The following is a 10,525-nucleotide window of genomic DNA, read 5'->3' on the forward strand; positions in this document are numbered from 1 at the left end:
GGCCCTGCTGACGAGATGTCGTCGTCAGGACCCCTTCCCGGTGTCACACCGTCGAGGCGGTCGGCCCGAGCGTCGAGGCCCTCGACGTCGGCCCACAGGCCGGGGACGGGAACCCCTCTCCGGTTCCGGTCGGCGGTCCGGGTCGCCCGGCCGGGCACCCGTCCAGGGTGCCCGGCGTGCGGTGGGTCAGCGGCCGAGGCTGGAGGCCAGCTGGTTGTCGGCATCGGACAGCGTCTGCGCCGCGCTGTTCAGGTAGGACGACATGCCGGTCAGGCCTTCGAGGACCTGGGTGATGCCGGTGTTGAACTCGTCGTAGGAGTCCTTGAACGCGACCGAGGAGCGGTCGGTGACGTAGCCGCTGGAGACGAGGCTGTCGACCAGCGACTTCAACCGCATGAGGCGGTCGGCGATCTCCGCCTTGCCGCTCTCGAGGTTGCTCGCCGCGGAACGCATGTCGTCGTAGGTGACGTTCATGTTCGCCATGGTGTTTCCGTCCTTCGGAACTCGGAGAACCTCGACCGGTCGATCGAGGAGTTTCAAGTGGAGCACCCCGGCGCGTCGCCCGGTTCGGTTTCCACACCCCCGTTCGGGGGATCCTTCAGTCCCGCAGAGCAACCGCCCAGGCGGTGTACTCCGACGGGGGGAGCCTGCGCGCCCGGCCGGCCAGACCCAGGACCCCGAGGTCCAGGGTTCCCTCGGCGGTCACGGCGAAGCGCCAGCTCGCGGTGGGGACGTCGCCGACGCACACCACGGCCACCGGGGTCCGACCACCGCCCACCAGAGCCTGCAGCCGGTCCGCCTGGGTCTCCGTCGGCGGCCCGGACAACGCGACGACGCTGGGCCGCGGCCTGTCCCCCGCCCGGTCCGACCGCCCCGCCAGGAGGTCCGCACCGGGCTCCCGGAAACCGTGCCGCTCGAGCCGGTCGAGGACCTCGTCCAGCAGCGGGTGCGGGTGGAGGTTCTCCGGCGCCAGGACCGACAGGTCGTCCCCGAAACCCACGAGGTGGACGTCGACCCCGTCCGACCAGGAGTTCACGGCGAGTTCCACGGCCATGGACGCGACGACGTCGCGGGCGGTGTCGTGGTGCCCACCGATCGCCACGATCCCCGGCGCGCTCTCCAGGTCGAGCAGGATCTCGTGCGTCCCCGACACGGCCACGTCGACCAGGGTCGGGAACGGCGCGGGAACGTCCGGAGCCGTGACGCCGAGGGCGGTGGCGCCGGGCAGGTCGGCCAGCAGCACCCGCCAGGCACCGCCCTCGAGGACGGTCCACGGCCGCGGCGGAACCGCTGCCGGACCCTCACCGCGCACCCCGAGGTGCAGCACGAGTTCGTCGGCGGAGAGGTGGGCGGCCACGACGTCGGGCAACGCCAGACCCGCCTGCGCGCGGTCCTGCGCCAGCCGGCGCAGCGCGTGGTCGAGGAACCGGGCCCGACCGGGGTCGGAGGTCGCGGTGAGGGCATCGGCGGCCGTGGCCGCTGCCGGGGTTCCCGGCCGTCGCAGCGCGACGACGACGCCGGCGAGCAGCAACCCGCCGGAGAGCGCGGCCCGGGAGACCAGGTCGTCCTGGGCGTCCTGCGCCGCGGTCGAGTTCGCGTGCTCGACCGGAGCCCCGACCCCGGCGGCCGGAACCCCGGGTGCGGGTGCGCTCAGCGGAACCGCGGTCGCACCGACCGCGTCGGCCGGCAGCAGCAACGTCCAGCCGGGCCGGATCAGGTCCGCGTCGACGAGGCGGGACCCGTCGGCCTGCACCCGGTCCGCGTTGAGGGCGAAGATCTCGTGGTAGCGCATCGGGTCGCCGAGCGTTCGTTCCGCGATGTCCCAGAGGCAGTCGTGGTATCGCCCCTCGGGTGGCTGGACGACGTACAGCACGGGTTCCGCGCGGGAACGGGCGCTCCAGCCGAGGTCGGGGGTAGCGGCGGGCGCGGTCTGCGAGGCCCCGGCCGTCACCACGCTCCTCGCGGCGCCCGTCTCGACACCGACGACCTGGACCGCGGCGGTCGAACCCACCGGGACGGTCTCGAGGACCGCGGCGGTCCCGGGCACCCACACCGCACCCGAGGCCAGCAGGAGGACCGCGGCCACCAGACGGTGCGCGAGCAGCTGGTTGGCCCCGCCCACCGGCACCTTCCCGGAGCGTCCACCGGCGATCCAGGCCCGGGTCTCGGCGAGGACGCAGACGACGAAGTGGACCCAGACCAGCCACAGCACCACGGCCAGGACGTCGAGCACGGCCCCGGCGCTGAGTTCCGCGTCGAGCCACGCGCGGGTCGGTGCGGTCGTGGGCAACGGGTTGCCGACGAGTTCCACCAGGGCGAAGGGGACGCCGACCAGGACGGCGAGCAGCACGAGCGCGGCGCCGAGGCCGCGCAGGACCTCGCCGACGCGTGCGGCCCGCGACATCGGCGCACGGGGCAACCGGTGCGGAGCGGGGGTCGGGTTCCGGGCCGTCCGGGTGGGGGTGGCAGTGCTCACGGGTCTCGCCTCGGTTCGGTGGGGCGTTCGGATCGGGTGGTCATGCGGGGGTCACGGCGCGAGCGGGACGACGAGGGTCTGGACCTCGGTGACGCGCAGGTCGAGCTGGAGCGGGATCTGCACGTCCCGTTCGACCGTCCAGCTCAGGCCGTCGTCGTCGCTCACCCAGATCCGCCAGTTCTCGGTGGCGCGGACGTCGAACGTGTCGTCGCCGCCCCGGCCCCCGGAGGTCTGCGAGTAGCTGAACGAGCAGATGCCGGGTCCGGTGCGTTCGGTCGCACCGGCCAGGAGTTCCCGGCCCCCGCCGGCGCACTCGACGTCCTTCTGACCCGGTTCGCCGGAGGCGACCGTCAGGGAGCGGAACTCGGCCCGCATGCGCAGCAAGCCGTAGTCCAGGGGGACGTCGCGGTCGCCCTCGGCCGAGAACGAGATGGTCTGTCCCAGACGCGGTGTGCGGGAGGGCGAGGTGACGAGCATCCCCGGGTGCAGTCGGCCGGTCTTCTCCTTGGTGATGAGGTACCTGCGCTGTCCCTCCGTCAGTTCCCACCAGAACGGCGGGCGGTCGGGGGAACTGCGCAGGAACGGGAGGACGCCGCTGGAGTACCCGACGACCCGTGCGGGCGCGAGCGTCACCGGGTCGACGGGCGTCGTCATGCACACCTTCAGGAAGTCTTCGGGCACCTCGACCGGCGTGGTCTCGGTCACCGCGGGTTCCGGCGGGCCGGTCGTGGTGGGAGGGGTTCCCGGTGTCGGCTCGGCGACGGGCGGCGTGACGGGGGCCGTGGTCGGTGCCGACGACGGGACGCCGACCGGGGAGGGCGTGTCGGTGGGCCCCGGCGTGAGCACCGGTGCCGAGGTGCTGAGCCCGAACGGTGTGGCCGAGTCCATGGTCGGGCCCGTCTCGTCCGGCGGCAGCAACCAGCAGGTCGGCACCGGGGCACCGCCGAGCAGCGCCCGGTAGTTCCTGGCCGTCCCGCCCGCGGAACAGACGGCGCCGTAGTTGCCGGCCGACGAGGCGTAGGTCCGGCAACTACCGTGCACGTTGTCGGTGTCGGAACCGGTGTGGTTGGCCGCCATCGCCCGGGCACCACCGGCCTCGGCCGCCTGCGCGGGGGTCGCGAGACCGACGACGGCGGTGGCGAGGACGGCGGTGAGAACCGCGGGGAGGACCGCCGCGGTGCGCCGCATCAGAACCGCTCCTCGACGACGTCGCCCGCACCGCAGTCGGCCCCGGTGGTGGCCAGGTCGTCGACCAGCCACGCCTCGCCGACGCGCAGGACGACGGCGTGCGCGCCGCCGTAGTGGGCCGCGTTCACCGGCTCCCCGCTGGTGCGGTCGACCTGCCACCCGCGGTCCTGCAGGCAGAGGTCGAGTTCGACGCGGTCGTCCCCCGCTCGCGTGCTCGCGAGCACGCCGACCGGGTAGGGGCCCGGCATCCGGTCCCCGAGGTTGGCCGCGAGCAACGGCAGCGCCCAGGACCGGGCGTTCGGGGTGAGGGTGGCGGTGAACGCGGGAACGGCTGCCGCGTCGGCGACACCGGCGTCGATCGCGAGGGCCTGTTCACGCAGGTACCCCCGCAACGCCGTCACCGCGGCATCGCCGTCGAACTCGCCGGCCACCGCCGTCGAAGACACTGCCGCCGAAGGGACCGGCGCCGGCGCGGCCGCACTCGCCGCGACCGTCGCCGCCGGTGGGGCGACGTCGCTCGCTCCGTCCGAGCACGCCGTCAGGCAGGAGATCGCGCCCGCGGCGACGATCAGCAGGATCCGGTTTCCGTGCACGTCACGTCCTCCTCGCTCGTCCCCTCGAAGGGGCGGGCCCGCCCGTCACCGGAGGCCCGAAGTTCCTCGACACCGACGATCCCCAGCAGGGAGGCCGGTTGCACGATCTCGACGTGGGTCCGCACCACGATCCGGCGGTGCAGGGGATCACCGACGTCCGTGGTCCCCCGGAAGCAGTGCCCGGGGTCGACGATCGGCGCCCCCGAGGCGGCGGCCGCCTCGCAGTACGCGTCGACCCGTGCGGCGACCTGAGCCTCGGGGAGGAGTTCCAGGTCCTCCGCGTCCAGGTCGATCGCGGCCGCGCCGGCGCGGGCCGCCTCCTCGGCGTAGGCGACGGCCCGGGCCCGGGCGCTCAGCTGCCGCGACGCGTCGACCACCAGTCCGGCCAGCAGCAGCAGGACCAGCGCCAGGACCGGCACCGCCGGGGCGATCGAGCCCTCGTCCCCCCGGAACCGGTTCACGACAGCTCCCGGTTCGGGTCGAGGGGGCTGGCGAAGGAACTCGTGACCGACAACGACCCCGGCAGACCCGGCAGACCGAGGTCGGCCACCGAGTAGCTGCACCGGGCGGTGATGGTCACCGCACGCCCCGCGGCGAACTCCGGGATGGGCTGCACGACGAGGCTGTCCGCGCAGTTCCCCGGACCCACGGCGTCGTGCAGCACCGTGTAGGCGCGTTGTTGCGCCGCAGCGGGACTGCGGGCGGTCGTGGCCGCTCGGGCCGCGTCGCGGACCCCGGAGTCCAGCGTGGCCGAGACCTGGGTGACCCGGGCGTAGGCCAGCAGCAGGGCGATGAGCAGGAACAGCGCGGGAGCCACCAGGGTGAACTCCAGCGCAACGCTCCCCTCGTCCCCCGAGGAGCGGTTCACCGGACGTTCCCGAAGCGTTCGACGGTTCCGGAGGCCCGCTGCGTCGTGGTGAGGTCGAGACCGGGGACGAGGCTGATGACGTGGCCGGTGACCACGACGCTCACCTCGCTGCGGTTCGCGTTCCACTGCGTGCTCGCCTGCGGGTCGAGCAGCGACTCCCGACCGATGGTCCCGGCGAACTGCTCGACGTGGGCGCGGACGACCGGGTCGGCCGCGGCCGCCTGCTGCTCGTCGGGGACGACGCGCAACTGCGCGACGCCCTCGCGGGCCGAGGCCAGCGCGACCGAACGGCCGTAGGCCCACAACCCCGCCTGGATGCCGAAGAACACCAGCAGCAGGAACACCGGGGCGATGAACGCCATCTCCAGCGCCGCGGAACCCCGGTCGTCGCGGACTAGCAGACGCCGCCGACGGTGGTCTGCGAACACTTCGTCAGTTCCTCGCTCTTGGTCTGCACGATCTTGTACACCGCGCCGCCGATGAGCGTCGCCGCCACGACGACGATCGCCGCGATGACCGCCCACTCCAGCGCGGACGCTCCCGCGTCCCGCCCCTGGGCCGCGCCCCGACGGGCGCGGGCCGAGAGCACCCGGGCGAGCCGGGACAGCAGGAGGAGGTTGTCGGACATGGTGGTTCCCTTCGACAGGTTTCTCGATCACGACTGGGCCATCAGGTTGTGGACTGCGGGGAAGGCCAGGAACACCATGAACGCGGTGCACAGGACCAGTTGGGCGACGAGCATCGACTGGGACTTCTCCCCCGCCTCGCCCTCGACGTCGGCCATGTCCCGGCGGCGCATCGTGGCCGCACGGGCCGCGAGCGAGGCGCGGATCTTCGCACCGTCGTCGGCCGCCAGCGCCAGGGCACCGGCGAGGTCGGAGAGTTCGGCCACGGCGAGTTCGTCGCCGAGGTCACCGAGGGCCTGCCAGGGCGTGCTGCCCGACAACCGCGCCCCGGCCAGGGCCTGGCGGATGCGGACGAGGGCCCAGTAGTCGCTGACGGAGGCCGAACTCAGCAACGCCTCGGGCAGGCCCCGACCACCGGCGAGGTTCATCGCGACCAGGTCGGAGAACACCCCGACGACGCGGCGGAAGTCCCGCCGACGGCGCTGGGCGTCGCCCCGCAGGGCGAGGTCGGGCACCACGAAACCGAGACCACCCATCACCAGCGCGAGCGACAACGGGACGCCTCCGGGGAGCGGGACCCCGAACGCGCGCAACGACAACCAGCAGATCGGGGCGAGGAGCAGCAGCACGAGCCCGGCGACGACCTTGGTGGCGAGGAACTCCCCCGTCCGCCGGCCCAGCACCGCGAGGTCGGCGCGCGTGCGCCGCAGCCGCCAGCCACGTTCGGCCGCGAGCACCTCGAGACGGTCCGCGAGGGTCGCCATCATCCGGCCGAACGCGGCCTGCAGGCCGAACAACCCCCGGTCGGGGGCGACCGAGGCGGCAGCCTCCGCCGCGGACAGGACGGTGTGCCGGGTCGAGCGACGGGCCCCGTCGAGGCGGGCGACCTGGACGGACACCGACGGCCGCGCCGGCACCAGGGCGGCGTGCAGGACGACGATCCCCGAGGCCGCCACGGCCCCCGTGAGCAGGGCGAGTTCCAGTCCGTCCATCACGTCGTCCTCCCGGTCTCGGGGTGGGTCAGGAACCGTTCGTGGGACTCGACCTTCGCGAGTCGACGCAGCCAGGTCAGCCCGGCGAGGAACAGCGCGGCGACGACCATCAGCGCGATCTGCCCGGCGACGCTGGAGTACGGGGCGACGTAGTCGCGGTTGAACACCGCGAGGACCCCCATCACCCCGAGGACGATGAGCAGCACGATCTGGACGCTGCGGCGGATGCTGCGCCGGGAGGCCTCGATGCGGCGACGCACGTCGAGTTCCTCGCGGGTCGAGGTGGCGAGAGCCGTGAGCACGTCGCGCAACCCCGGGCCCCGCAACCGCGCGTTGAGCACCAGCGCCGCGACGACGACGTCCGCGCTCGGGTCGTCGACGTCGCCGGCGAAGCGCAGCAGCGCGTCCGGCAACGGCTCGCGGATGCGCAACCGGTCCACCAGGAGGTTCAACGACGGCCGCAGCACGGGCGCGGAGGTGGCCGTCGTCGCGGGGATCGCCTGCTCCAGACCGATCGCGCCGGCGATCGTGTCGCGCAGCGACTCAGTCCAGTTCGCGAGACCCTCCAGGCGGGCGATGCCGCGGTTCTCCTCGGCGTTTCCGCCGAGCAGCCGCTGCCAGCACGCGACGAGCAGACCGATGCCGATCCCCGCCACGACCCACCGGGTCAGGACGAGGGTCACGACGCCGGCACCGATCCCGAGCAGCGCCTGCCGGCCCAGTCCCGCGACCGCACCGCGGCGCAGCCCGGGTCGGGAGCTCGGTCCGGGGATCCGACCGTGGACCCCGAGCACGAGGACGAGGATCCCCAGCCCGACGAGCGCCGCGGTGAACGCGACGAGGAACTCCGGTGGCGTCTGCACCGCGCCGTTCACGAACCCCACCGCTCGAGGACGGGGGCGACGTAGCCGGCGGCCTCGAGGTCGTCGGCGCACTGCAACGGCGCGTGCGCGCGGGCGACCCCGTCGCGACCGGCCAGGAACACCTCGGAACTGAGGACGCGGCCGTCGACGCCGGTGACCTCGCGGACGCTGGCGACGGCGCGGCGCAGGCTCCCGCCGGAGTGGTAGGTGTTCTGCTTGTCGAGGAACACCACGAAGTTCACCGCGCCCGCGATGAGCATGTGGCTGGCCTCCACCGGCAGGTGTTCCTCCGCCTGCAGGGCGTAGGTGGAGATGCGGTTGAACACCTCCGCCGAGGAGTTCGCGTGGATGGTGGACAGCGAACCGTCGTTGCCCTGGCTCATGGCGTTGAGCATCGTCACGATCTCGTCGCCGAGGACCTCCCCGACGATGACCCGGCTGGGGTTCATGCGCAGCGAACGGCGGACGAGTTCGGCCATGGTGACCCCGCCGACCCCTTCGGAGTTCGGCAGCCGTTCCTCGAACGCGACGGCGTTCGGGTGCTCGCGCACCTGCTGGTCCAGACCGAGTTCCAGGGCCCGTTCGACGGTGATGAGCCGCTCGTGCGGCGGGATCTCGGCCGCGAGCGCCCGCAGCAGGGTCGTCTTCCCGGAGTTGGTGGACCCCGCGAGCATGATGTTCTTGCGGGCCCGCACCGCGGCCCGCAGGAACTGCGCGAGGTCCTCGGTCATGGAACCGGACGCGACGAGGTCGGCGAGGGTGGCGCTGGAGAGCCGGGCCCGGCGGATGCTGAGCGCGGGACGCTGGCAGACGCCCATGACTGCCGAGAGCCGCGACCCGTCGGGCAGCCGGAGGTCGAGCTGGGGGTTGGCGGAGTCGAAGGGCCGACTGGTGAGTCCGACGTTGGAGGCGAGCACCTGGACGAGTTCGACGAGGTCCTCGTCCGACTCGGCGACGGCACCGTGGAGTTCCTCCCGGCCGTCCGCGTAGCTGACGAACACCCGGTCGCAGCCGTTGATGTCGATGTTCTCGACGTCGGGGTCCTCGAGCAGCGGCTGGAGTCGTCCGACGCCGAAGAGGGCGGCGCCGATGGCGGAGGCCACGGATTCCTCGCCCTCGGCGGACAACGGCGGCCGACCGGCCTCCACCTCGGCGCGGGCGTGGTCCTCCAGGACCTGCACGACGAGGGACCGGGCGAACTGCCGTTCGTCGGCGGCCGACATGGGGGTGCGGCCCGCGGTGTCGTCGCGACGTCGCTGGGCGGAGAGGCGGTCGGCGACGACGCCGCGCAGACGCCGGACCAGGTCGTGGTCGACGGCCTCGTGCGAGCGGTGCCCGGTCGTGGACCGTCCGGTGGCCCGGCTGGAGCCGCGGTCGGAATCGTGGCCGGAATCGCGGTGGGTGAGGAGGCTCACGCGGCACCTCGCTGGAGTTCGCCGTGGGCGGCGGCGGCCAGGGCGGCCACCACCGGTGCCCCCGCCCGCACGAGCGCGGTGCGTTCGGGGCGCGCCGAGCGGGCGCCGTCGAAGACGCGGGCTCCGGCGGGATCGAGCGGGAGGCGGCCGAAGTCCTCGACCCAGTCGCCGACGGAGGTCAGGACCGCCGCCGCGTCCGCGGCGTCGCGGTGGTGCGGGTCTCCCACGACGACGACGCCGGTCCGCGGGAGCAGCCCGTCGGGTCGGCGCAGCGCACCACCGAGGACGCGCAGTCGTTCCCGACCGTGCAGCACGGCGGCGGTGTCGGCGCGAACGAGGAGGACCACGGTGTCGGCGGCCCGCAGCAGGTCGAGGTGCACGGCGTCGGCGCCGACGCGGCCGGCGTCGACGAGCACGTCGGTGGGCACCTCGCCGTCGCGCAGGTCGGCGACGGCGTTCGCGAGCGCCGACCAGCCGCGCCCGGCGGCGAGGGACTGCTCGGGGCCGGTCATCCCGCAGACGACGCGGGTGCCCCCGGCGACGACCTGGACCTGCTCGAGGACCTGCGCCCCGCTGAGACCGCGGCGGGCACTGGTCAGCAGCGGCAGCAGGCCGCGGTCGGGGTCGAGGACACCGCCGTCGACGGCGGGTACGCGGGCGGCGACGTCACCGCCGGCCGGGTCGGCGTCGAGGAGGACACAGGGGTGCGGCCAGAGCGCTGCGCTGAGCAGAGCGGTGGTGGTCACCCCGGGAGAGCCCTTGGCGGAGAGGAAGGAGACGAGGGCCACCGGTCACTCCCGCACGAGGTCGACGGGCGGGACGGTGGCGTCGGCGAGGCGCACCAGGGCGACCTGTCCCGCCGCGGCCGCGGCCACGACCTGGGCGGCGTCGGCGGTCGGGACGAGCAGGGACACCGTCCCCGGGTCGCCGGCGACGTCACCGACGCCCGCGGCGGCGGCGGAGCCACCGGCGACGACCCGGGCCGATTCGAGCAGGACGGTGCCGGCGGGCTGCCCCGTGACGGTGTTGGAACCGTCGGAGGCCACGAGGAAGGCGCGGACGACGTCGCCGGCGGCGAGCGCGTCGCCGGGACGCTGCTCGGGTCCAGGGACGATCCCGACGACCGCCGCGTCGGTGGGGACGGTGTCCCCGGCCAGGAACATCGTCCGGTTCACCAGGGTGTCCGCGGGGATGCGCGAGGTCGCGTAGGTGCCGACGAAGTTCGCGAGGGCGGAAGCGGGGACGACGGCGGCGCCGTCGGCGGCCACCCGGGCGGTGCCGAGGTCCTGCGCCGTCACCACCGCGCCGGGAGCGATGTCGTGCCGGGCGACGAGGACGTCGACGCGGTCTCCGCTGCGGTGCACCACGAGGGCGCTGCCGAGCGAGCCGGCGACGACCAGCACGAGACCGGAGGCGATCAGCGCCGGGCGGCGTTCCCGGACGGGGCCGGGCAACCGCGCCGCGGAGGTGGCGCTCGGCGCGGGGCGGGCGCTGCCGTTCGCGG

13 protein-coding genes are annotated in these 10,525 nt (G+C 74.0%); all 13 read right to left on the bottom strand.

The window, feature by feature from the left end:
* Nucleotides 1-186 precede the first annotated feature (186 nt).
* The gene (locus AC0I8G_RS07750; RefSeq protein WP_471729396.1) at nt 187-474 is read right to left on the bottom strand and encodes a WXG100 family type VII secretion target; all 288 of its coding nucleotides are present in this window, start codon (nt 472-474) and stop codon (nt 187-189) included.
* Nucleotides 475-598: 124 nt separating this feature from the next.
* Entirely contained in the window at nt 599-2,476 is a 1,878-nt protein-coding gene (locus tag AC0I8G_RS07755; RefSeq protein ID WP_471729397.1) for a LysM peptidoglycan-binding domain-containing protein, read from the bottom strand.
* A gap of 51 nt (nt 2,477-2,527) precedes the next feature.
* Entirely contained in the window at nt 2,528-3,664 is a 1,137-nt protein-coding gene (locus tag AC0I8G_RS07760; RefSeq protein WP_471729398.1) for a hypothetical protein, read from the bottom strand.
* Nucleotides 3,664-4,257 (bottom strand): hypothetical protein, encoded by a 594-nt coding sequence (locus AC0I8G_RS07765; protein WP_471729399.1) that lies wholly within the window; start codon nt 4,255-4,257, stop codon nt 3,664-3,666. The genes AC0I8G_RS07760 and AC0I8G_RS07765 overlap by 1 nt, the downstream gene beginning before the upstream one ends.
* Nucleotides 4,233-4,718, bottom strand: coding sequence for a pilus assembly protein TadG-related protein (locus tag AC0I8G_RS07770; RefSeq protein WP_471729400.1), 486 nt, complete (start codon nt 4,716-4,718; stop codon nt 4,233-4,235). Before AC0I8G_RS07770 ends, AC0I8G_RS07765 begins: the two co-directional genes overlap by 25 nt.
* Nucleotides 4,715-5,125 (bottom strand): TadE/TadG family type IV pilus assembly protein, encoded by a 411-nt coding sequence (locus AC0I8G_RS07775; RefSeq protein ID WP_380256022.1) that lies wholly within the window; start codon nt 5,123-5,125, stop codon nt 4,715-4,717. The genes AC0I8G_RS07770 and AC0I8G_RS07775 overlap by 4 nt, the downstream gene beginning before the upstream one ends.
* Complete coding sequence (locus AC0I8G_RS07780) at nt 5,122-5,553, bottom strand: TadE family protein (RefSeq protein ID WP_471729401.1); 432 nt, start codon at nt 5,551-5,553, stop codon at nt 5,122-5,124. Before AC0I8G_RS07780 ends, AC0I8G_RS07775 begins: the two co-directional genes overlap by 4 nt.
* Nucleotides 5,520-5,753 (bottom strand): hypothetical protein, encoded by a 234-nt coding sequence (locus tag AC0I8G_RS07785; protein WP_471729402.1) that lies wholly within the window; start codon nt 5,751-5,753, stop codon nt 5,520-5,522. The genes AC0I8G_RS07780 and AC0I8G_RS07785 overlap by 34 nt, the downstream gene beginning before the upstream one ends.
* Nucleotides 5,754-5,780: 27 nt before the next feature.
* A complete protein-coding gene (locus AC0I8G_RS07790) occupies nt 5,781-6,743 on the bottom strand; it encodes a type II secretion system protein (protein ID WP_471729403.1) in 963 nt (320 codons plus the stop codon).
* Nucleotides 6,743-7,627 (bottom strand): type II secretion system F family protein, encoded by an 885-nt coding sequence (locus AC0I8G_RS07795; protein WP_471729404.1) that lies wholly within the window; start codon nt 7,625-7,627, stop codon nt 6,743-6,745. The genes AC0I8G_RS07790 and AC0I8G_RS07795 overlap by 1 nt, the downstream gene beginning before the upstream one ends.
* Nucleotides 7,615-8,910: a CpaF family protein gene (locus AC0I8G_RS07800; protein WP_380162113.1), complete on the bottom strand. Its 1,296-nt coding sequence runs from the start codon at nt 8,908-8,910 to the stop codon at nt 7,615-7,617. Before AC0I8G_RS07800 ends, AC0I8G_RS07795 begins: the two co-directional genes overlap by 13 nt.
* Before the next feature lie 107 nt (nt 8,911-9,017).
* Nucleotides 9,018-9,809, bottom strand: coding sequence for a MinD/ParA family ATP-binding protein (locus AC0I8G_RS07805; RefSeq protein ID WP_471729405.1), 792 nt, complete (start codon nt 9,807-9,809; stop codon nt 9,018-9,020).
* 3 nt (nt 9,810-9,812) lie between these two features.
* On the bottom strand, nt 9,813-10,525 hold a 713-nt coding region (locus tag AC0I8G_RS07810), incomplete at its 5' end, for an SAF domain-containing protein (RefSeq protein ID WP_471729406.1).

The sequence above is a fragment of the Kineococcus sp. AC630 genome, assembly GCF_979255925.1.